Consider the following 22096-nt stretch of genomic DNA (forward strand, 5'->3'; position numbering starts at 1 on the left):
TTAAACCACCTTCACTTTCATATATACTTTTTCTACGGAATCTACCGGTTTCACAGCCACATCCAGCACGATACTATCACTATCTGCACCAGCCACAACTACAACATCTGTCTGCGCGTTAAAGCCCTCAATTGCACCCATATCCTGCAAATCATTCATATAAGTCGCACACTGTGACCAGAAAAGAGCACGGCCATCTTCATTATTCGCGACCTTACCGATATAGTAGTTCTCAAAAATACGCTTCATATCATTTGCAATTCCATCCAGCACGCGCAGTACACGATTTTTGGAGAATGCTTTGCCTTTGTCCGGTGAAAACGCGGTAAATGTATTGATATCCTGTTCCACCACAGCCCGTCCGCCACTGTAAGTAAAGATAAGCTCTCCTTTTAGCAACGCAGCTGTAGTCTCAGAATGGCTAAGTCTTACATCAGCATCCACCGAATCATCATAACCCTGATAAGTCAGCGATTCATTAACAGCAGCTGCTGCTGTAGCACCAGCTACCCAAGCAACGGCATTGACGTTATCAATCGTAGTTCCGTCGCTCAGTACTACCCCATTATTCACGCTAATCACACCTTCATGACCTGCAGCCGCATAATCGGATAGTACAGCCTGTACCTTTTTCCCTTCTGTATCCCGAAGCCGTCTCACAAAAGAACTGTAGAGTGCCTTCAGAGCACTATCCTGCGATACTAGACCCACTGTTTGGAATTCCTGCACCTCAAGAGCAGACAGGAAGTCACTATGTGCTCCATTCGTCACGGTTCCGTTAGCCCCCCCTGTAAGCGGCATGCCTGCAATTAGCTTCAAGCCTTCTGCACCATTTTTCTGGAATTGAACATAATCGTTCGCGACCAACTCTTCAGCCGTTCCGACCGTTTGCTTGTTCAGTTCGGTTCCATTAAGCAACGTCTTTACATCAAAAAGAGCAGCATTCTCTATATTTTTCTCAATCACAATCAAAAGATCATTTCCGCGTACACCGCCATATTTAGCTGTTACCTGAAGGCCGTTATTCGTGACTGCCGCTTTAACGCCTTCATTCAATCGATAGAGCAGCAAGGTTCCCGCCCGTTTCAGCGCTTCACGCACTGGCAGTAGAGTTGGATGTTCCAAATCCACTCCTAGCAGCTTATTCACATCATCCTGCGGGGTAATCTTCATGATTACTCCCGGCTCTCCCCAAGATAGGGCAAGCGCCAATGCCGTAATCCCGCGTTCTCCCATTTTGCCGATGGCACCTTGATTTGATGCTACATTTACGTACACCCCAGGGCGCACCTTATTTTGCGTTGTCCATGTTCCGCCTGCCATTAGTTCATTACCTCCTTATTTTTGAACAATCCCATAGATTGCTTTGCTTCTTCGAGCGTATAGTTCTTGCCATCCTGCAAAATAACGTTCAATATATCCTTTTCCCTCGGCGTAAAAAGTGAGGAATTCACAATCTGTTCCTTACTGAACCCATTCCCGTTACTCCCTTTAGTACTCATTTCAATCGTTCTCCTCCAATCATTTGTCCCATCTTAATGCTGTCAGGCTTGTCGTTTTGCAAATACAACATATAGTCAACTGTAAACAGCGGCCCATGCCCTTCAGTTCCAGCTTCCCAAGCTTGCCTAACTACACGAAAAGCTCCACCATCCTGCTCCATTCCTGCCATCGCCTCACTCAGCTTATCTGCCATTCTCTCAGCTTCCAGCAAATTGCCTTGCTCATAACGGATGCCAAAACGGTAGACCGCTAAATATCTGCCCTCCCGCTGCCGATCCAGTGTTGCTGAGATCAATCCGGGATGAAAATAAGCGGTTTGAGGTTTTTCTCCTTCTACATATACAGGCACATCAGGAAAATACCGTTCAAGTGTACTTGTAATGTGTTCTCGCAATTGTTGTACCGACATCACTCCATTCCTTTCTGATCTGCGACCGTTCGTCGATCCTTGATGGTGTTAACCTTCAACTGCATGAACATTAAGCAGACACCCCCTCAACTAGATTTAAGAAAAAAGGATACTATCCGAGGTTGGATAATATCCCTTCTTCATTAGGCAAATGCGAGAAGAATCTTTCACCGCTAGGTTGTTCTCATCACCCTTAGGGCGGAACTATTAGCAGAGCATTCATGCTCTTGCGGTGTTCTTTTGCTTCATTTGCCATGTTATAATCATACCCCCATATTATCCTTGCGGAGAGGGTAAACGGACGAGGTTTTGGCTAGCTTTGGGATGGTATAGAGCGTTTTTTTGGTGGTACACAATTGAAGACAAGCTAAAGAGCTTTCGACCCTCCTTTTATGGACGGCAAGCATTTGTGCGAGGATTATAAGGATAAAGTACACCCTGAAACTTATACTTTCTTATAATTCAAAAAAAGACCGCATCATCCGCTCGGACGATACAGTCTTCTTTACTAATCAAACTATTCTACTTCTATTAAGTAATACTCATTTTCTCTTTCTTTACCCTAGGCGCTGTTGTTACTAAAGTTTGCAGAGACAGTAAGCCGAGATCCGTTAACGCTAATGCCATCTTGTAAAAAGCCTTCGAGCGTATCTTCACGTAAGTGTCCTTACTTACCGGTGGATCAAACACATGATTGTAAATCGTATAATCGTACATCTCGTCTCTTCTCATATACCTTTCCCGTACCAGCTGCTGTTCTCTCGTATCGAGTCTCTCTACCACAGAGTCTATTGCGGAACAATAAGCTCTCCTTGCGGCGGGGATGTCCACATTATAAGAAGCTATCGCAGCAGTCTGATCAGTTACAGTGTTAGTAGGACCATGAAATCTTTCTGTGTATGAATAAGTTGTGCTTGCTTCCTTAGCTTCAAATGTAACGGTCTTAAAAATACGGTATTTCTCCAACATGCTCTCTATAGCGACCTGGGTTCGGCGACGGTCCAACTCTGGTAAAGTTGATATGTTCATCATTTATGCACTCCTTTTGGGTTTAACTGAATGAGATTTAATTTGCGGAATTTTCCAGCCCAATGTGATAAAATAAGTCTTGTTCGTATTCTGTTCGTATTTTTCTACAATATACCACTTCTTTACCAATCTCGTAAAACCCCGTTTTAGGCTGTTTTTATCGAAAAAGAGCGTATATCCCTCCATTATCTTGCCTTTTGGCAATAATATACGCTTTGTTGTTTACCTATTGGCAAAAATGGCTTATATTATTATCATAAGGTTAAAGCCAATAAGGAGTGAGTTGAGATGAAACAGGAATTCGGGGATTATATGAAGCATCTTCGGGAAACAAAAGGACTCACCATTAATCAATTAGCAGCAGCAGCCGGAATTAGCGGTTCGCAAATTTCCCGGATTGAGAATGGATTAAGAGGGGTTCCTAAACCAACCACGTTACGCAAAATTGCTGAGGCCACTGGCGTCCCCTACGGGGAGCTAATGGATCAGGCAGGGTATTTGCAGGACCAGACTCTTTCAAGCGATGAGGCTGTCCCAGATTGGGCTACAAGCAAAGATAAAAGAGACTTTCGAAAAATGCTAGAGGATGATGGAGAGCTGATGTTTGACGGAATTCCATTAGACAAAGAAGATAAACAGAGGATTAAAGATGTACTAACCGGATTGTTCTGGGAAGCCAAACAGATGAATAAGAGAAAAAAATCCAAAGACACTAAATAACTATACTAACATGCTGCAGGTGAAGAACATGGATGAACTGATCAATAGTCTGATTAAAAAATATAAAACCAACTGCCCGTTCGAGCTTGCCGCAGCACTAGGCATTCAAATCCGCTTCATGAACCTGGGGACTGGCACAAAGGGATTATATTATCGAAAACTAAGAAGAAGGTTTATCGTCATTCATAATGAGTTGCCTGTAGAATGGCAGCGCTTCGTTTGTGCGCATGAATTAGGACATGATCGGCTTCACAAGGGGATCAATCGCTTTTTTCTGGAGGAAAGCTCCTATTTCTCTCCTGGGAAGCTTGAACGTCAAGCTAATGTCTTTGCTGTAAAATTACTTTCTTCGGGCAGAAGCCCCGAACAAGAGGAATCATGGAGAAACTATTATCTACGGATTGGAATTCCACCGGAAGTCCGATTTTTTTTGGAGGAATAATAGAACATATGTTCTTTAGTTGTATTTATATGTATATTCAATACATAACAAAAAGCCCTTACCGAAGTAAGAGCTTTTGAGCAGCGATTAAGCTGAGTATCGGGATGACACGATTTGAACATGCGACCCCCTGGTCCCAAACCAGGTGCTCTACCAAGCTGAGCTACATCCCGTTACTATAAAATTATGGAGCGGGTGATGGGAATCGAACCCACGCTATCAGCTTGGAAGGCTGAAGTTCTACCATTGAACTACACCCGCAAAGGTGAAAATCGGGATGACACGATTTGAACATGCGACCCCCTGGTCCCAAACCAGGTGCTCTACCAAGCTGAGCTACATCCCGTTATAAATACTATAATTGCTTAATAATAAAATGGCGCGCCCTGAGAGATTCGAACTCCCGGCCTTTTGATTCGTAGTCAAACGCTCTATCCAGCTGAGCTAAGGGCGCAAAATTATGGAGCGGACGACGGGAATCGAACCCGCGACCCTCGCCTTGGCAAGGCGATGCTCTACCGCTGAGCCACGTCCGCAATAAGTGGTGCGCGTGAAGGGACTTGAACCCCCACGTCGTGAAACGCCAGATCCTAAGTCTGGTGCGTCTGCCATTCCGCCACACGCGCATGATAATAATAAAAGTGAGCCATGAAGGACTCGAACCTTCGACACCCTGATTAAAAGTCAGGTGCTCTACCAACTGAGCTAATGGCTCGCACTTGGCTGGGGATATAGGATTCGAACCTATGAGTGACGGAGTCAAAGTCCGTTGCCTTACCGCTTGGCTAATCCCCATTGATGGTACCTCTATGTTGCCCATAATCTCTTAGGAAGATTATGGTGGAGGCTGAGGGGATCGAACCCCCGACCCTCTGCTTGTAAGGCAGATGCTCTCCCAGCTGAGCTAAGCCTCCATATCTATGGGACCCTCTAAGGGTAAGTACAAGTAAAAGTTGGTGACCCGTATGGGATTCGAACCCATGTTACCTCCGTGAAAGGGAGGTGTCTTAACCCCTTGACCAACGGGCCTTGCAAATCTGTGGAGCTCTCAACCGGATTCGAACCGGTGACCTCTTCCTTACCATGGAAGCACTCTACCTGCTGAGCTATGAGAGCATGGCTCCCCGAACAGGACTCGAACCTGTGACAACTCGATTAACAGTCGAGTGCTCTACCAACTGAGCTATCAGGGAATATCCGCTTGGCAACGTCCTACTCTCCCAGGACCCTTCGGTCCAAGTACCATCGGCGCTGGAGGGCTTAACGGTCGTGTTCGGGATGGGTACGTGTGGAACCCCTCCGCTATCGCCACCAAACGGGCATTTACAGCGTAAATGCTCAGGCTTGATGCCTGAAAACTGAATCCGAAACGAATCTGCATTCTACATATAGGATAAGCCCTCGACCGATTAGTATTGGTCAGCTCCATGCATTGCTGCACTTCCACCTCCAACCTATCTACCTCGTCGTCTTCAAGGGGTCTTACTAATTGGGAAATCTCATCTTGAGGGGGGCTTCACGCTTAGATGCTTTCAGCGCTTATCCCGTCCGTACGTAGCTACCCAGCCATGCTCCTGGCGGAACAACTGGTGCACCAGCGGTACGTCCATCCCGGTCCTCTCGTACTAAGGACAGCTCCTCTCAAATTTCCTGCGCCCACGACAGATAGGGACCGAACTGTCTCACGACGTTCTGAACCCAGCTCGCGTACCGCTTTAATGGGCGAACAGCCCAACCCTTGGGACCTACTTCAGCCCCAGGATGCGATGAGCCGACATCGAGGTGCCAAACCTCCCCGTCGATGTGGACTCTTGGGGGAGATAAGCCTGTTATCCCCAGGGTAGCTTTTATCCGTTGAGCGATGGCCCTTCCATGCGGTACCACCGGATCACTAAGTCCGACTTTCGTCCCTGCTCGACTTGTAGGTCTCGCAGTCAAGCTCCCTTATGCCTTTGCACTCTGCGAATGATTTCCAACCATTCTGAGGGAACCTTGGAACGCCTCCGTTACTCTTTAGGAGGCGACCGCCCCAGTCAAACTGCCCGCCTGACACGGTCCCCGTACCCGGTAAGGGTACTAGGTTAGAACCTAGATACGATCAGGGTGGTATCCCAACGGCGCCTCCACCGAAGCTTGCGCTCCGATTTCTACGGCTCCCACCTATCCTGTACAGATCGTACCCAAATTCAATATCAAGCTGCAGTAAAGCTCCATGGGGTCTTTCCGTCTTGTCGCGGGTAACCTGCATCTTCACAGGTATTAAAATTTCACCGGATCTCTCGTTGAGACAGCGCCCAAGTCGTTACGCCATTCGTGCGGGTCAGAATTTACCTGACAAGGAATTTCGCTACCTTAGGACCGTTATAGTTACGGCCGCCGTTTACTGGGGCTTCGGTTCATAGCTTCGGGTTACCCCTAACCACTCCCCTTAACCTTCCAGCACCGGGCAGGCGTCAGCCCGTATACTTCGCCTTGCGGCTTCGCACAGACCTGTGTTTTTGCTAAACAGTCGCTTGGGCCTTTTCACTGCGGCCCCCTCGTGCTATTCACACTACCGGGGCACCCCTTCTCCCGAAGTTACGGGGTCATTTTGCCGAGTTCCTTAACGAGAGTTCTTCCGCGCGCCTTAGAATTCTCTTCTCGCCTACCTGTGTCGGTTTGCGGTACGGGCACCTTCTCCTGGCTAGAGGCTTTTCTTGGCAGTGTGAGATCATGACCTTCGCTACTACAATTTTCGCTCCCCATCACAGCCCAGCCTTATCGATGTGCGGATTTGCCTACACATCAGCCTCACTGCTTAGACGGACATCCATCAGTCCGCGTCACTACCCTCCTGCGTCACCCCATCGCTCATAGCGGATTACGGTGGTACAGTAATTTCAAACTGTTGTCCTTCGACTACGCCTTTCGGCCTCGCCTTAGGTCCCGACTTACCCTGAGCGGACGAGCCTTCCTCAGGAAACCTTGGGCTTTCGGCGGATCAGATTCTCACTGATCTTTTCGTTACTCATACCGGCATTCTCACTTGTGTAGTGTCCAGCGCTCTTTTCAGTACACCTTCAACCCCTACACAACGCTCCCCTACCCCAGATACATACGTATCTAGCCATAGCTTCGGTGGTGTGTTTAGCCCCGTTACATTTTCGGCGCAGAGTCACTCGACCAGTGAGCTATTACGCACTCTTTCAATGGTGGCTGCTTCTAAGCCAACATCCTGGTTGTCTGTGCAACTCCACATCCTTTCCCACTTAACACACACTTGGGGACCTTAGCTGATGGTCTGGGCTGTTTCCCTTTTGACAATGGATCTTAGCACTCACTGTCTGACTCCCGGCAATAAGTATATGGCATTCGGAGTTTGACTGAGCTTGGTAATCCTTGCGGACCCCGCACCCAATCAGTGCTCTACCTCCACTACTCTTATACCGAGGCTAGCCCTAAAGCTATTTCGGGGAGAACCAGCTATCTCCGAGTTCGATTGGAATTTCTCCGCTACCCCCACCTCATCCCCGCACTTTTCAACGTACGTGGGTTCGGGCCTCCAGTGCGTGTTACCGCACCTTCACCCTGGACAGGGGTAGATCACACGGTTTCGGGTCTACGTCCACATACTAATTCGCCCTATTCAGACTCGCTTTCGCTGCGGCTCCACCTTCTCGGCTTAACCTTGCATGTTAAACGTAACTCGCCGGTTCATTCTACAAAAGGCACGCCATCACCCATTAATAGGGCTCTGACTTTTTGTAAGCACACGGTTTCAGGTTCTATTTCACTCCCCTTCCGGGGTGCTTTTCACCTTTCCCTCACGGTACTGTTTCACTATCGGTCGCCAGGTAGTATTTAGCCTTAGCAGATGGTCCTGCTGGATTCATACGGGGTTTCACGTGCCCCGCACTACTCGGGATCCGTCTCGGAGAGAATACAGTTTAGGTTACAGGGCTTTTACCTCTATCGCGGGCCTTTCCAGACCTCTTCGCCTACCATATTCCTTTGTAACTCCATGTGAGACGTCCCACAACCCCTAAGAGCAAGCTCTTAGGTTTAGGCTGTTCCGCGTTCGCTCGCCGCTACTGACGGAATCACTATTGTTTTCTCTTCCTCAGGGTACTTAGATGTTTCAGTTCCCCTGGTCTGCCTCTACATTTCCTATGTATTCAGAAATGAGTAACTGCGAATTACCACAGCTGGGTTTCCCCATTCGGACACCCCCGGATCAAAGCTTGCTTACAGCTCCCCGAGGCAGTTTCGTTGTTCGCCACGTCCTTCGTCGGCTCCTGGCGCCTAGGCATCCTCCGTGTGCTCTTATTAGCTTAACCTTGATTCTTCCGCAGGAAAATATCATACGATGACATTCTCTTTGGAATCATCTCACTAATAACATTTACTTGTTTGCACAAGTTGCTAAAAGATGTTCTAAAACGCAAATTCGTTTCGGTATCCAGTTTTCAAGGATCAAGTTGAAAAAGTTATTCATTTAAAAATTTATGGTGGAGCCAAGCGGGATCGAACCGCTGACCTCCTGCTTGCAAGGCAGGCGCTCTCCCAGCTGAGCTATGGCCCCATAAAATTACTCTATAATGTTATATGGTGGGCCTTGGTGGACTCGAACCACCGACCTCACCCTTATCAGAGGTGCGCTCTAACCAACTGAGCTAAAAGCCCATATAACATATATAACATTGTGAATCAACCAATGAATTGGTTGTCCGCTTGGCAACGTCCTACTCTCCCAGGACCCTTCGGTCCAAGTACCATCGGCGCTGGAGGGCTTAACGGTCGTGTTCGGGATGGGTACGTGTGGAACCCCTCCGCTATCGCCACCAAACGCATACGAAAGAGACTTGCTCTTTCAAAACTGAACACGAGTGAGTGTTCGAACCCGAGGGTTCTATTGTGGAAGTTAAACTTCCGATTTGAATGTTCTCATTGCAGAGAACGATTCTCCATAGAAAGGAGGTGATCCAGCCGCACCTTCCGATACGGCTACCTTGTTACGACTTCACCCCAATCATCTACCCCACCTTCGGCGGCTGGCTCCCTTGCGGGTTACCCCACCGACTTCGGGTGTTGTAAACTCTCGTGGTGTGACGGGCGGTGTGTACAAGACCCGGGAACGTATTCACCGCGGCATGCTGATCCGCGATTACTAGCAATTCCGACTTCATGCAGGCGAGTTGCAGCCTGCAATCCGAACTGAGACCGGCTTTGATGGGATTGGCTCCACCTCGCGGCTTCGCTTCCCGTTGTACCGGCCATTGTAGTACGTGTGTAGCCCAGGTCATAAGGGGCATGATGATTTGACGTCATCCCCACCTTCCTCCGGTTTGTCACCGGCAGTCACTCTAGAGTGCCCAGCTTAACCTGCTGGCAACTAAAGTTAAGGGTTGCGCTCGTTGCGGGACTTAACCCAACATCTCACGACACGAGCTGACGACAACCATGCACCACCTGTCTCCTCTGTCCCGAAGGCCGCTGCTATCTCTAGCAGATTCAGAGGGATGTCAAGACCTGGTAAGGTTCTTCGCGTTGCTTCGAATTAAACCACATACTCCACTGCTTGTGCGGGTCCCCGTCAATTCCTTTGAGTTTCAGTCTTGCGACCGTACTCCCCAGGCGGAGTGCTTACTGTGTTAACTTCGGCACCAAGGGTATCGAAACCCCTAACACCTAGCACTCATCGTTTACGGCGTGGACTACCAGGGTATCTAATCCTGTTTGCTCCCCACGCTTTCGCGCCTCAGCGTCAGTTACAGCCCAGAAAGTCGCCTTCGCCACTGGTGTTCCTCCACATATCTACGCATTTCACCGCTACACGTGGAATTCCACTTTCCTCTTCTGTACTCAAGCCACCCAGTTTCCAGTGCGACCTCAGGTTGAGCCCAAGGTTTAAACACCAGACTTAAATAGCCGCCTGCGCGCGCTTTACGCCCAATAATTCCGGACAACGCTTGCCCCCTACGTATTACCGCGGCTGCTGGCACGTAGTTAGCCGGGGCTTTCTTCTCAGGTACCGTCACTCCGGTAGCAGTTACTCTACCGGACGTTCTTCCCTGGCAACAGAGCTTTACGATCCGAAAACCTTCATCACTCACGCGGCGTTGCTCCGTCAGGCTTTCGCCCATTGCGGAAGATTCCCTACTGCTGCCTCCCGTAGGAGTCTGGGCCGTGTCTCAGTCCCAGTGTGGCCGTTCACCCTCTCAGGTCGGCTACGCATCGTCGCCTTGGTGGGCCGTTACCCCACCAACTAGCTAATGCGCCGCAGGCCCATCCCTCAGTGACAGATTGCTCCGTCTTTCATTCTTCTCTCAGGAGAAAAAAGAAATTATCCGGTATTAGCTACCGTTTCCGGTAGTTATCCCAGTCTGAAGGGCAGGTTGCCTACGTGTTACTCACCCGTCCGCCGCTAAGTTACTTTGAAAGCAAGCTTTCAAAGTAACTCCGCTCGACTTGCATGTATTAGGCACGCCGCCAGCGTTCGTCCTGAGCCAGGATCAAACTCTCCAATTAGTATTGAAAAGAGCGATATGCTCATTTTGAAACATCTGACGAGAAAATTAATTCTCTAATTTTGGATTTCACTTACGTGATTTCCCACTCACTCGTTGTTCAGTTTTCAAAGATCAATGTCTCTCATTTCGTCGTCGTTGTTTATCAGCGGCGACCTTTATAATATATCACAGTGTTAAGCTGTTTGGCAAGTCTTTTTTTTGAAAAATCTTTTTTTCAATTTTTCTTGCCTTCCGCTTCCCTTTTACACAAGCAAAAGGAGCGCGAGATATAATTTATCATGAGCACTCCTTTTTAGTCAAGCTATTTTATTAAATAATCTGAAAACTTTATAAAACTGTAGCAATTCTCGTATATCTTCAGTGTTTATACTGAGAAGAACGCCCACCCCATGCATACTTGGAAAGCTCTTTCTGAGGAGCGAAGCGAGCATACATCCGGAATACAGTCTTATATCTATTAGCGATGGCGTGCCTGATATTTTGGTCCAAGCGCTGATCACTCAAATCTAACAGCATCTCATCTAGTTCTTTTCTCAAAACATAATCCAGTTCCTTGCATTCCTTTTCGTTAAACAACATTCCCAACATATGCTTGGCCTCCTTCATGAAGTTGCAATTAACACCTTCTCTAAACCCCCAAAACCTTTTTTGCATAATCAGTAAGTACATCTCATGGAGAAAGCTGCCTTAAGATCCTCTTACACTAGATTAACCGGAGTCCTCTTTTTATAACCATAATTATTAAAAATTCCCTTTATGGTTTCGTCTAGATTATATACTCCTTACCTTTAGGCAATCCTTGGATGAACGCCCTTAATGTTATGCTCTATTCCCGGAAGTTTTATGATAAAAGTGAAAAAGTAATTGTACTTTCAATAATGGCTGCAACAAATAACAGGATTACAGTCCATATGGAAGCCGTAAGTGTTTGACGCATGAAAGCAGACCAGTCTGCGCTTCTCTCCTCTTTTCTATCTGTAGATCGAAATAGACTTGAAATCACTTTTCCGCCAAAGTGCAGCCCAAAGGCACACGCGATAATGATTGCCGGAATCTCTATAATCCCGTGTGGCAGCAATCCTTTTACGATTAAATCGAACAAATCCTGTCCTTGCAGTGCGGATAAATGTATCAAGTAGCCAATTACCGCTCCGTTTATAAATAAGAATATAGCTGGCAATATGCCGAACAACGCTCCCAGGAAAATAATAACCACGCCCTTGATGGCGTTATTCAGAAATATAAATACAAAGAAGTTCCATTGCGGATTAGCGGTGTCTCTTAAGTTCCCACTGATCTCACTAAGCCCTTCCAATTGCTGAACCAATAGCTTTTCCAGACTACTTGTCGCTACCCAGCCAACAACCGCTCCTATTACGAAGAGCAGACAGGATAGCAGCACAGCCTTGCGGATCGATTTAATATCTTTAACAAACGTGAAGAACGACAACATAAATACCTCCTGAAATTGTGATCTCTGTTTCTTAGGTCATAACCTTGCGGTACGAGCATACATTTAGAACAAACAAGCATTTCGCATGGGAGAGGAGCGCTGTCATTAATGAATTCTTTTTATGTATTCAGCGGCAAAAAGATCAAAAGGTTCATCTATATCTTCGCCGCTGTGCTTCTTGCTGCTGGAGTTGTCTATGTCGAGAGGGGTAATATCACCGTTTTTTCTGAGGCTGGACCTTCTGCCATTTACAGTGTGCCAACAGAGAAGAAGCTGATTGCCCTAACCTTCGATATTAGCTGGGGGGAAAAGAGACCCGAACCAATTTTGAAGGTACTTGAAGACAAGAAAGTGGACAAAGCCACCTTCTTCCTATCGTCACCATGGAGTAAGACTCACCCGGATATTGTAACAAGCATTAAAAACGCAGGATTCGAAATTGGCAGCCATGGCCATAAACACGTCAATTACAGCACTCTAAGTAACGAAGAGATTCGCACTCAGATCACAACGGCTCACACTGTGCTTACAGAATTAACCGGTAAAGAACCAAATTTAATTCGTATGCCTAATGGTGATTTTGACAAAAGAGTTCTGCAAGTGGCCAATGATCTTGGTTACAAAGTCATCCAGTGGGACACAGACTCTCTAGACTGGAAGAACATAGGTGTAGACAATATCGTGAAGCGTGTAACGACTAAAGCACATCCTGGTGATATCGTTCTACTACATGCCAGTGATTCCTGCAAACAAACTCACGAAGCTCTTCCGCAAATTATCGATGAGCTCCGCAGACAAGGTTATGAATTCGTTACCGTCTCTGAGCTGATCAGCCAAAGCAACGCAGAGGGTAAAGAGGTTCGTGACTCGGCCTCACTAAATAGTGCCTTAGAGGATGCTGCCGGGCTGTAACGCTCCTCCCAATCTTAGGTACCGCAATAGATGTTGGTTTTATCCAAATATTAATGACGCGGGGAAATGAGCTCCGATATGTCGGGTGTGGGGGTATTCAGCTTCGGATAGCTCAGATCCAGACTCTCCAGTGTCTTTACAACGATGGATAAGGCCAAATAGTTGCGGTACCATTGATGATTGGCTGGTATCCAGTACCAGGGTGCTTTATCAATACTAGACTCCTTAAAAACATCTACATATGCCTCTTGGTAATCATCCCAAAACTCCCGCTCCTGTAGATCACTTGCGTCAAATTTCCAGTGTTTTTTGGGATCTTCAAGCCGTTCTTTGATTTTCTTAAGCTGCTTCTCTTTTGAAATATGCAGAAAAAGCTTGATAATTGTCGTTCCCTCTTCCACCAGCATCTCCTCAAACTGCCGTATGTAACGAAAGCGGCGCTTCAAATCATCCTTTTTCAATCCCCCATGTACCCGCGGTACCAATACATCTTCATAGTGTGAGCGGTTAAATGCAGAGATGTAGCCTTTAGGGGGTGTCTTTTGATGCACTCTCCATAAGAAATCGTGAGCTTCTTCCTCCAGAGAAGGTTTCTTGAAGCTGGTCACTATAAAGCCTTGTGGATTAATCCCTGAAAAAATATGTTTAACCGTTCCATCCTTACCGCTGGAATCCATCCCTTGCAGAATTACGAGCAGTGAATGCTTTTTCTGTGCAAAAAGAATATCTTGAAGCTCTGCCAACCGTTCCTTTAACTGCTCTGTTTTGGCTTCTGCTTCTTTTTTTGATTTAAAGTTACCTGTATCGTCCGGGTCCAGCTTGTTAAGCTGGATTTCATTTGTGTCTTTTATCATATAACGCTTGATGTCCATATATTCCCCTCCTAAAAGTTTTGTGAGCGTTGCTACGCTTGTATTACTTCGTACAAAACTGCTTCGGAAGCATACGCTTAGTTTTGTAAAGCATATGCATCATTGAAAAACTTCGTACAAAACTCACTTAGGAAGCATCTGCTTAGTTTTGTGAGCGTTGCTACACACAAAGAATCCGCTCTATTGTTCTTTAAGATTAACCTCCTCCAGCGGATTTTAATCGTTAGGATACATTCTAGAGCAAAAAACCCCGTTTTCTGAAGGCCAGAGCACGGGGTTCATGATTTGCTGAATTCGCCCCAGCCTTTATCCGGCTGCCGGCTTGAGAATACGGTGAAGCATCAAAATTTGGAATGCATTACAGGCGATGAGCGGAACAACAATAAACACTGTCGCACTATCAACACCTATACGGAGCACGCCGATAATTTCCACAATTGAAATAGCTGTCATAAAAAAGAGGGTTGGAATCCAAGCTGAGATGTTTGTACTTTTCACTTTGAAATAAGACACAATAATGGCAGCTAACAAAATAAAGATTCCTAATATTAGATCAGACAAGACACTTCTTTCCCCGCCAACGACGGTACGCAAAAAAATCAGTTCAAGCAATGCGAGTACAGAAAGCACCAGTTGTATGTATTTCCAAATTTTTGGCGGGAAAACACCATTGCCCATGTAATTCAAAATTAGATAAGCAAAAAAACCAAGTTGCGCATAAACACTGACAAGCATACCGTAGCCGAATAGTATCAGCGGGTATAAAAAGAAATCAGCGACACTTTTGAAATCAATTCGACCGTTCACGAATTGCAGTGCCAGACCTGCGATTACTGCTCCGCCCGCTCCTATTAGAAGGGTTGTCCAAAATAAATAAAACCATTTTTTTATACTCAGCCACTTCACCTCCCCTATGTCAGATTTATTTTACCAAGGATACCGACAAAACACCATTACATCAGCAACATAAATGTGTGTTAATGCGGCATAATACAACTGGAGAATCCTAATAAAGGAGGGCAGCGCCAATGAAATGGAGATTTATCGGATCTGTGGGTTTGGCTTTAAGCTTTGTTATGGCCTTAACGGCTTGCGGAAGTGAGCAGAGCAGTTCTTCTTCTGGTCAGGGCAGTTATAAAGAAATGAAGACCATGGTTATTGATATATTAAAAAGTGAAGATGGAAAAAAAGCAGTTGAGGAATCATTATCAAATTCCAGTTCTGGAGGCACCAGCGGAATGAGTATGAAAATGATGCCACTTCAAACAACAGAGGATATAAAAACCGCTGTTAAAGATACCCTCACTGCACCGGAATATCAAAAGGAAATCGAGAAAATTATGACTGATCCCAAGTTCGCAGGCGATTTTGCTAAAGCCATTCAATCACAAAGCAAAGAATTGCACCTGCAACTAATTAAAGATCCCACCTATCAAAAATCCGTCGAAGAAATCATGAAGTCTCCAGAAATGATGACCATGTTTCTTAATCTCACCAAAACACCTGACTACCGAAAGCAATCCATGAAGACCATCCAGGAATCTATGCAGACTCCATTATTCCGGATGGAGGTATTGAATTTACTTAAAAAGGTCGTTCAGGACGAGCTCGAACCGAAGGAACAGAAGAAGGGCGGCGAAAGCGGCGATAAACAGGAAGGCAGCGGCAGCGGTGGTGAAAGTGGCAGCGGTAGCGGCGATGATTCAAGCACATAACAAAAAAGAGGCCTTATCCCACCTAACAAAGTGGGACGGCCTCTTTTTATGCACAATAATTAGTGCTCATATTTCGCAATCAGCTTATCGGCGATATCAGCAAACAACAACGCAGTTGCTGTGTCTTCCTTGTATACGGAAGGTGAAAAATCCGGTTCAGAAATATGGTTGTCCGGTGCGCCCAATGGAACTTGTGCAAGCAGCTCCGTATGGAGTGTCTCCGCAAGCCGAGCGCCTCCGCCTCTGCCAAAAATATAATCTTTTTTACCGCAGTCTTTACACTCATAATAAGCCATGTTCTCAATGACCCCAATAATCTCATGTTCTGTCTGCAGAGCCATAGAGCCCGCTCTAGCCGCCACAAACGCTGCGGTAGCATGAGGGGTAGTAACAATAATCTCTTTGCTGTGAGGAAGCATCTGATGTACGTCAAGCGCCACATCACCTGTACCTGGAGGAAGATCAAGCAGCATATAATCAAGTTCTCCCCAGCCCACATCACCGAAGAATTGGCGCAGCATTTTGCCAAGCATAGGTCCCCGCCAAATTACCGGACTATTCTCACGGATAAAGAAGCCCATAGACATGACCTTCACTCCGAAACGTTCCACAGGAATAATGATTCCCTCTTCTACAACGGGTCCCTCTTCGATTCCCATCATATCAGGGATGCTAAACCCATAAATGTCCGCATCAATCAATCCAACCTTTTTACCTTTTCTAGCCAAAGCTACTGCCAAATTCACAGTAACCGTAGACTTTCCAACACCGCCTTTACCACTGGCAATGGCGATAAAGTTAACACCAGAGTTCTCATTGATTAATTCATGATCGTCAAGGCCTGCTGCATGTCCCTTAAGTTTCCCAGGTTCATCAGTCAACGGCTCTTCCCCGGCACTCTCTCCGCGAAGCAGAGCACGTTCATAATCGGTTGCATCACGCAGCCGGATATGCACATTAGTGACTCCACCCGCTTCAAGCAACTCACGAACCCGTTGTTCTAGATCCATGCGACTTTGCTCTTCAGGATCCAGACATACGATTGATAAAGATATACGATCTTCTTTAATCATAATGTCACGGATCAGCTGTAGTTCCACAAGGCTTTTTCCGGTTTCCGGGTCTGTTATTGACTGCAGTATTTCCTGGATATGTTCCCTAGTCAGCATGGAAAGCACCTCTGTTTCCTTTCCGGAGGAGAATTCTTCCGGAGTTTTTGTCTATTATAGCATTACCCATCTCCTGATGAGTAGTCCCGGCTACTCGGAAGCATAACGAAGAATGCCACGATATATGCTAGTCGCTACCTTGCGTTGATAAACATCATCTCCGAGTAGAACTGATTCCTGAGGGTGCGACAAAAAACCGACCTCTACAAGGATCGCAGGTATTTTTAATGCCTTTAGTAGATAAACAGTATTTACAGTCTTAGCTACACGATCAGTATTCTCCAGTGTAGTCTTCAGCTCACTCTGTACAAACTCTGCGATAGCTTTATTATCCTTGTGATTGGGATAGTAAAAGGTCTGCGCCCCGCTCCATCGGTTTGAAGGCACACTGTTCATGTGAACGCTTATAAAAAGATCTGCGCCCTTCTCTTCAATGCTTCTTACTCTTTGCTTAAGATCTTCAGTCTTGCGCTTAGAATAGCCCTTAGTGCCCTCCTGAGCCAAATCATAATCCCCTTCACGGGTCATTACAACAATAGCCCCTGCCTGTTGCAGGTAATCACGTAAATAAAGAGAGACCGCAAGATTAATGTCTTTCTCAATTAGCCCTTCCCGGCTAACTGCCCCTCCATCTGCTCCCCCATGTCCAGCGTCGATAGCGATCACTTTACCAGACAAAGGCAGACTCCAATAATTTAACGTTTTGGCAGTAGGCATGTCATACGCTATAATGCCGATCATTATAGCCAGCAGTGTCGCGCCCAGCATACATTTTTTGATACTGCTCCATGAGATCCAGACCGAGACTTTACTGTGTTTTCGGCCAGACATAACAAAGACCCCCTCGTCCCGATAGATAATACTCATCTATATGGGACAAGAAGGCCAAATAGTACTAGCTAACGATGATTAAGCTGTTACTTCTTGAGTCATGCCTTCAATTAGAATCTGCGCAACCTCAGGTCGCGTAAATTCAGGAGGCGGACATTGACCCTCCCGAAGCAAAGCCCGTACCTTTGTACCCGACAATGTCATATGATCGTCGCCAGGATGTGGGCAGGTTTTACTGGAAGCCATATTTCCGCATTTTTTACAGAAGAAGCTGTGTTCAAAAAATAATGGAGTAATATCAAGTTCCTCAGCGGTGAAATTCGCAAAAATTTCTTGCGCTTCATAAGTTCCGTAGTAATCACCTACGCCCGCATGGTCACGTCCGACAATAAAATGTGTGCAGCCGTAATTTTTGCGAACCATAGCATGAAAAATCGCTTCTCTCGGACCAGCATAACGCATGGCCGCCGGGAAAACACCTAGAAAGGTACGATCCTCAGGATAATAATTCTCCAAAAGCGCCAGGTAGCTCTTCATTCGTACATTTGCCGGTACATCATCAGACTTCGTCTCACCCACTAGCGGGTTTAAGAACAGAGCGTCTACAACCTCCATAGCGCATTTTTGAATATATTCATGTGCACGATGAACTGGGTTACGCGTCTGGAAGCCTACAACTGTTCTCCAGCTCTTGTCTGCAAATATCTTACGTGTAGCTGAAGGGTCAAAATAAAATTCTCCGAACTTTTCTGGCTGTGGTCTATTCAGCACTGTAATTGGTCCTCCTACATAGATAGCCGGGCGGGCCAACAGCTTACTTACTCCTGGATGTTCAGGGTCTGTTGTTTTGAATACATTTTGCGCTTCAAGGTTTTGATCAACCGTATAAATACTCTCAATATCCAATAAACCGTAGATCTCGCCATCCTCTTCACCGATTAGAGATACCTTGTCTCCAATAGCTAAACCAGAGGCCACATCCTCTTCTACAGCAAGTGTTATTGGAATGCTCCACACTGTGCCATCTGCTAAACGCATGTTTTTGACTACGGAGTGATAATCTTGTTCATTCAAAAATCCAGTCAGTGGAGAAAATGCACCTACCGCAATTAGATCCAAATCAGATAAAGTCCAGGTGTTCACGGCAATCGCCTTATAATCACGTGCAAGCTGCAGTAATTCTTCTCTTTCTGTACCCTCTACTACACGGTTAACTAATGTTCCGCCATGCGGACGTATTGAAGTCATTATCGTCTCTCCTTCTGTGTTCTCACGGGGATAGGTCCTACTTGTGTAATCCGCACTCAGTCTTCTCTGATCCAGCCCAACGTCCAGCACGCGGATCTTCACCAGGCATAACCTGACGTGTACATTGCTCACAGCCGATACTTGGATAGTTACGGTCATGTAGAGGGTTATAAATTACATCATTTTCACGAATATAGTTCCATACATCTTCGGTTGTCCAATCCGCAATTGGATTAAACTTAACCAAACCAAATTTATAATCATACTCAACCTTTTTGGCATTAGCACGGGTAGGCGCTTGGTCACGACGAATGCCTGTAATCCAAGCTTCATATTGAGATAGGATACGAGTCAGCGGCTCTACTTTACGAATCCCACAGCATTGGTTAGGATCTACTGTCCATAACGCATCACCGTGTTGAAGTGCTTGCTCCTGCGGAGTGATTTGTGGAGACACTCGTACGAACTCTAGCCCGTATTTATCTGCCATCAAATCTCGGGTCTCATAGGTTTCCTTAAAATGATAATCTGTATCGAGATAAAAGACGTCTGTAGACGGACTAACTTTGTGAAGCATATCAACTAGCACTACATCTTCGGCACCAAAGCTGCAGGCAAAAGTAATGTTAGGAAATGTTTCTACAGCCCAGCGGATAATTTCCTCGGGTGAAGCAGTTTCTAATTCTTCGGCCTTAACTTTGATTAAATCCTCTTTCTCGAGCAGGTTCATTAAGGTATTCCTCCATCCAAAATATTAATCGTATGAATAAATGAGGTAAAAGAAGTAATAAAACCAACTAATTCTATATGAAATAGTATATAACTTTTACTGAGGAAGTCAATGCGTTTCATCCGTTAGAATTAGTAAATAGATGCAAAAAAAGCCCATTTCTTGTGGAAAGGGGCTAAACAAGAAAAACCCTTAACCATAAAGGTTAAAGGTTTCTTATGTGCTTTTTTATCTCCCGTATTTTTCTAAGGCTTCTTTAAATATAATATTTAACGCTTCAGGATATTCACCATAGATTTCTAAATCTTGAGAAGACTCTTCCTCAGACTGTTCCAATATCTTATTCACTTTGGGTTCACTCAAAGGAATTTTACCGTAGTAAACTCCTTTAACAAAATAAACATTAGGATCGGTTAAACTTTTATCTAAGAATAATAAATACTCTTCATTTTCATTCATTAACTGATAACCTTCAATTCCATAGATCAATGTTCCATCTTCTGTTGTTTCGATAGCTCCATTTTCTTGCACTGTAACTTCAGAGCCCTCTACAATATCTTGATTATCAGATTTGAAAATCTGATTAATCTTTATTGCAGATTGCGTATGATAATCAATCGTTTCACCAAATTCATTTTTATCGATAAATGTACTTATGACTTTAGCTTTTGTGCCTTTCAGTATCAATTCAGCCGTGTTGTCTAGCTCATTAAAATCACGATAACCAATAACTTTTGCTTCAGAACTGATAAATGCAGGAGAATTATCTCCCTTTACAGCTTTGTTATTGTTAATGAATCCTGCAGCACCGACAACCAATACGAAAGCCAACACACCTATTGAAAGAAACTTATTTTGTTTTTTCATATATTGACCCCCTTAATCAAATTGGTAAATATGCGCTATACCATCTTTATCATCTTGTACTGGGTAAGTTCCATATAACCAAGCTGGTCCAGAAAGCATAATGGACGGAACTGTATCTTCATGAGTTAAGCCTAGTACATGTCCCATTTCATGAGCAGTGGTTTCTTTTTGTCTATTTCCATCTACTGTCTTGAATCTTACCGTGTTAATTCTAACGATTGATGTAGAGGTTAGTGTACCTGAAGTAGAGGTTTGCGCATAAAATTGTCCAAGATCATTTGTTTCTGACGAAGCGTACCACTTTACGTCAGCAGCAGAGGCTGAAGTTGTTGAAGTAACGTTAATAGACAGTCTACCAGCAGTAAGACCATTCCACGCTGTACTTCCATGTATGGCAGCGGAATTGTAGCCAATTGATGATATAGAGGCATCAAGCCAATATTTAACTTGGTTAGGTCTATCCACTCTGTTTCCGCGAAGTACATAAGCATCTACCTGTGAGATAAAAATCGAAGCAACAACCATTAGAACGATTGAAGACAAAATAAATTTCCTCTTACTCAAAGAACTCTCAATTTCCATAAATTCAACTCCTCCTTTATAACCTCAAACGCCTATAATTGGAAAAAGTTTCTATGATTAAATAAAAATATTAATAAAAAAAACCTATTCCCGAAAGAATTAGGTTTTTTTGGAACACAGTTCTAAATATAATTCTGTTCTGATATAAAAAAATAAAACCCTTGGCCATATGGCCAAGGGTTGAATTCTGTAGATATTAACGTTTCGAGAACTGAGGCGCACGACGTGCAGCCTTCAAGCCGTATTTCTTACGTTCCTTCATACGTGGGTCACGAGTCAGGAAGCCGGCTTTCTTCAATGCACCGCGATATTCAGGGTCAACTTTAAGCAATGCACGGGAGATACCGTGACGAATTGCTCCAGCTTGACCGGAAATGCCGCCACCATGTGCAAGAACGATTACATCGTAGTTGCCCAGTGTTTCAGTCAGGTTCAAAGGTTGTTTTACGATCATTTTCAGTGTTTCCACACCGAAATATTCGTCCATCTCACGTTTGTTAATGACAATGCGTCCTTCACCCGGTACAAGGCGAACACGTGCTACCGAATGTTTACGACGACCTGTCCCATAGTATTGTACTTGTGCCATGAAACTGTCCTCCTCTATTCTTATCCGCGAAGTTCGTAAACTTCAGGTTTTTGTGCTGCATGTGGATGCTCGGCGCCTGCATATACTTTCAATCTCAGCTTCATGTGGTCCCCTTGACGAGTCTTAGGAATCATACCATGAACCGCGAATTCAATTACGCGTTCTGGTTTAGTATTCAGCAGAGTTTCAGCATTAGTAACTTTCAAACCACCTGGGTGCATCGAGTGACGGTAGTATTTTTTGTTTTGCAATTTCTTACCGGTCAAGTGAATTTTCTCAGCGTTGATTACGATAACGAAATCTCCTGTATCAACGTGTGGAGTGAATTGCGGTTTGTGTTTGCCACGGATCAAAGCAGCGGCTTCGCTGGCCAAACGACCGAGTGTTTTGCCTTCGGCATCAATAATGTGCCAATTGCGTTCAACTTCGTTCGGCTTCGCCATATAGGTGGTACGCATGAATGTTTCCTCCTTGTTCTCGTACGAAAATCTTCTGTTTCGTATATCTTGTTTCTCA

Annotated in this window: 20 protein-coding genes, 14 tRNA genes and 4 rRNA genes; 4 read left to right on the forward strand and 34 right to left on the reverse strand. The window is 45.3% G+C overall.

The genetic code is table 11. The annotated features are described in order from the left end of the window. The 4 genes from NST58_RS29465 to NST58_RS29480 form a co-directional block, all read right to left on the reverse strand. Positions 1-1323, reverse strand: a complete 1323-nt coding sequence (locus tag NST58_RS29465) for a phage tail sheath family protein (RefSeq protein WP_076193913.1) — start codon at positions 1321-1323, stop codon at positions 1-3. Then, positions 1323-1502, reverse strand: coding sequence for a hypothetical protein (locus tag NST58_RS29470; RefSeq protein ID WP_036681241.1), 180 nt, complete (start codon positions 1500-1502; stop codon positions 1323-1325). Before NST58_RS29470 ends, NST58_RS29465 begins: the two co-directional genes overlap by 1 nt. Continuing rightward, a complete protein-coding gene (locus tag NST58_RS29475) occupies positions 1499-1912 on the reverse strand; it encodes a DUF6838 family protein (RefSeq protein ID WP_038573440.1) in 414 nt (137 codons plus the stop codon). Before NST58_RS29475 ends, NST58_RS29470 begins: the two co-directional genes overlap by 4 nt. Positions 1913-2443: 531 nt before the next feature. Continuing rightward, the gene (locus tag NST58_RS29480) at positions 2444-2944 is read right to left on the reverse strand and encodes an ArpU family phage packaging/lysis transcriptional regulator (protein ID WP_094902361.1); all 501 of its coding nucleotides are present in this window, start codon (positions 2942-2944) and stop codon (positions 2444-2446) included. Positions 2945-3229: 285 nt separating this feature from the next. Between NST58_RS29480 and NST58_RS29485 the strand changes: the two genes are divergently transcribed. Together NST58_RS29485 and NST58_RS29490 are read left to right on the forward strand one after the other, a co-directional pair. Beyond that, complete coding sequence (locus NST58_RS29485; RefSeq protein WP_076277838.1) at positions 3230-3661, forward strand: helix-turn-helix transcriptional regulator; 432 nt, start codon at positions 3230-3232, stop codon at positions 3659-3661. A gap of 28 nt (positions 3662-3689) precedes the next feature. Next, complete coding sequence (locus NST58_RS29490) at positions 3690-4103, forward strand: ImmA/IrrE family metallo-endopeptidase (RefSeq protein WP_036681396.1); 414 nt, start codon at positions 3690-3692, stop codon at positions 4101-4103. Between the two features lie 99 nt (positions 4104-4202). Here NST58_RS29490 and NST58_RS29495 read toward each other — a convergent pair. The 20 genes from NST58_RS29495 to NST58_RS29590 form a co-directional block, all read right to left on the reverse strand. Continuing rightward, a tRNA-Pro gene (locus NST58_RS29495) sits at positions 4203-4276 on the reverse strand. 14 nt (positions 4277-4290) lie between these two features. Further along, a tRNA-Gly gene (locus tag NST58_RS29500) sits at positions 4291-4364 on the reverse strand. An 11-nt stretch (positions 4365-4375) separates the two neighbouring features. After that, positions 4376-4449, reverse strand: a tRNA-Pro gene (locus NST58_RS29505). Positions 4450-4480: 31 nt separating this feature from the next. Next, a tRNA-Arg gene (locus NST58_RS29510) sits at positions 4481-4557 on the reverse strand. 7 nt (positions 4558-4564) lie between these two features. Next, positions 4565-4639 (reverse strand) — tRNA-Gly (locus NST58_RS29515). Positions 4640-4645: 6 nt separating this feature from the next. Next, positions 4646-4729 (reverse strand) — tRNA-Leu (locus NST58_RS29520). 16 nt (positions 4730-4745) lie between these two features. Then, positions 4746-4818: transfer RNA gene (locus NST58_RS29525), tRNA-Lys, on the reverse strand. Positions 4819-4823: 5 nt separating this feature from the next. Further along, positions 4824-4898, reverse strand: a tRNA-Gln gene (locus NST58_RS29530). A 43-nt stretch (positions 4899-4941) separates the two neighbouring features. Beyond that, positions 4942-5017: transfer RNA gene (locus tag NST58_RS29535), tRNA-Val, on the reverse strand. Positions 5018-5057: 40 nt separating this feature from the next. Further along, a tRNA-Glu gene (locus NST58_RS29540) sits at positions 5058-5132 on the reverse strand. A gap of 11 nt (positions 5133-5143) precedes the next feature. Then, a tRNA-Thr gene (locus NST58_RS29545) sits at positions 5144-5219 on the reverse strand. Between the two features lies 1 nt (position 5220). Continuing rightward, positions 5221-5296 (reverse strand) — tRNA-Asn (locus NST58_RS29550). Between the two features lie 6 nt (positions 5297-5302). Further along, positions 5303-5419 (reverse strand): 5S ribosomal RNA (gene rrf / locus NST58_RS29555). A gap of 73 nt (positions 5420-5492) precedes the next feature. Then, a 23S ribosomal RNA gene (locus tag NST58_RS29560) occupies positions 5493-8419 on the reverse strand. 169 nt (positions 8420-8588) lie between these two features. Continuing rightward, positions 8589-8664 (reverse strand) — tRNA-Ala (locus NST58_RS29565). A 24-nt stretch (positions 8665-8688) separates the two neighbouring features. Beyond that, positions 8689-8765, reverse strand: a tRNA-Ile gene (locus tag NST58_RS29570). 46 nt (positions 8766-8811) lie between these two features. After that, a 5S ribosomal RNA gene (gene rrf, locus NST58_RS29575) occupies positions 8812-8928 on the reverse strand. Positions 8929-9052: 124 nt separating this feature from the next. Further along, positions 9053-10610: ribosomal RNA gene (locus NST58_RS29580) — 16S ribosomal RNA — on the reverse strand. Together the 16S, 23S and 5S rRNA genes with 14 tRNA genes alongside form the textbook arrangement of a ribosomal RNA operon. A 359-nt stretch (positions 10611-10969) precedes the next feature. Continuing rightward, complete coding sequence (locus NST58_RS29585) at positions 10970-11200, reverse strand: hypothetical protein (RefSeq protein WP_036680631.1); 231 nt, start codon at positions 11198-11200, stop codon at positions 10970-10972. Between the two features lie 253 nt (positions 11201-11453). Next, positions 11454-12065: a stage II sporulation protein M gene (locus tag NST58_RS29590; protein WP_076277845.1), complete on the reverse strand. Its 612-nt coding sequence runs from the start codon at positions 12063-12065 to the stop codon at positions 11454-11456. Positions 12066-12173: 108 nt separating this feature from the next. Between NST58_RS29590 and pdaB the strand changes: the two genes are divergently transcribed. Then, on the forward strand, positions 12174-12977 hold the full coding sequence (pdaB, locus tag NST58_RS29595) for a polysaccharide deacetylase family sporulation protein PdaB (RefSeq protein WP_036680629.1): 804 nt from the start codon (positions 12174-12176) through the stop codon (positions 12975-12977). Between the two features lie 50 nt (positions 12978-13027). Here pdaB and NST58_RS29600 read toward each other — a convergent pair whose 3' ends face one another. Next, positions 13028-13849, reverse strand: a complete 822-nt coding sequence (locus tag NST58_RS29600) for a PPK2 family polyphosphate kinase (RefSeq protein WP_052097348.1) — start codon at positions 13847-13849, stop codon at positions 13028-13030. Positions 13850-14155: 306 nt separating this feature from the next. Then, the gene (locus tag NST58_RS29605; protein ID WP_038574906.1) at positions 14156-14746 is read right to left on the reverse strand and encodes a KinB-signaling pathway activation protein; all 591 of its coding nucleotides are present in this window, start codon (positions 14744-14746) and stop codon (positions 14156-14158) included. Between the two features lie 131 nt (positions 14747-14877). Between NST58_RS29605 and gerD the strand changes: the two genes are divergently transcribed. Next, complete coding sequence (gene gerD, locus NST58_RS29610; RefSeq protein WP_036680627.1) at positions 14878-15564, forward strand: spore germination lipoprotein GerD; 687 nt, start codon at positions 14878-14880, stop codon at positions 15562-15564. A gap of 59 nt (positions 15565-15623) precedes the next feature. On the opposite strand, the gene NST58_RS29615 is transcribed toward gerD, so the two are convergent. The 8 genes from NST58_RS29615 to rplM all read right to left on the reverse strand — a co-directional run bounded on the left by NST58_RS29615 (position 15624) and on the right by rplM (position 22038). Continuing rightward, complete coding sequence (locus NST58_RS29615) at positions 15624-16733, reverse strand: Mrp/NBP35 family ATP-binding protein (RefSeq protein WP_339245158.1); 1110 nt, start codon at positions 16731-16733, stop codon at positions 15624-15626. A 90-nt stretch (positions 16734-16823) separates the two neighbouring features. Next, a complete protein-coding gene (gene cwlD / locus NST58_RS29620; protein ID WP_038573445.1) occupies positions 16824-17564 on the reverse strand; it encodes an N-acetylmuramoyl-L-alanine amidase CwlD in 741 nt (246 codons plus the stop codon). A gap of 78 nt (positions 17565-17642) precedes the next feature. Continuing rightward, positions 17643-18812, reverse strand: a complete 1170-nt coding sequence (gene sat, locus NST58_RS29625) for a sulfate adenylyltransferase (RefSeq protein WP_076305238.1) — start codon at positions 18810-18812, stop codon at positions 17643-17645. Between the two features lie 37 nt (positions 18813-18849). Further along, on the reverse strand, positions 18850-19542 hold the full coding sequence (locus NST58_RS29630) for a phosphoadenylyl-sulfate reductase (RefSeq protein ID WP_036680616.1): 693 nt from the start codon (positions 19540-19542) through the stop codon (positions 18850-18852). 228 nt (positions 19543-19770) lie between these two features. Continuing rightward, positions 19771-20409, reverse strand: coding sequence for a hypothetical protein (locus NST58_RS29635; protein WP_339245160.1), 639 nt, complete (start codon positions 20407-20409; stop codon positions 19771-19773). Between the two features lie 12 nt (positions 20410-20421). Continuing rightward, positions 20422-20991, reverse strand: coding sequence for a matrixin family metalloprotease (locus NST58_RS29640; protein WP_339245163.1), 570 nt, complete (start codon positions 20989-20991; stop codon positions 20422-20424). A 196-nt stretch (positions 20992-21187) separates the two neighbouring features. Then, on the reverse strand, positions 21188-21580 hold the full coding sequence (gene rpsI, locus NST58_RS29645) for a 30S ribosomal protein S9 (RefSeq protein ID WP_025706574.1): 393 nt from the start codon (positions 21578-21580) through the stop codon (positions 21188-21190). Between the two features lie 20 nt (positions 21581-21600). Next, positions 21601-22038, reverse strand: a complete 438-nt coding sequence (gene rplM / locus NST58_RS29650) for a 50S ribosomal protein L13 (RefSeq protein ID WP_036680589.1) — start codon at positions 22036-22038, stop codon at positions 21601-21603. Positions 22039-22096 lie beyond the last annotated feature (58 nt).

Origin of the sequence: Paenibacillus sp. FSL R10-2796 (assembly GCF_037965315.1) — a bacterium.
Taxonomy (GTDB): Bacteria; Bacillota; Bacilli; order Paenibacillales; family Paenibacillaceae; genus Paenibacillus_AQ; species Paenibacillus_AQ odorifer.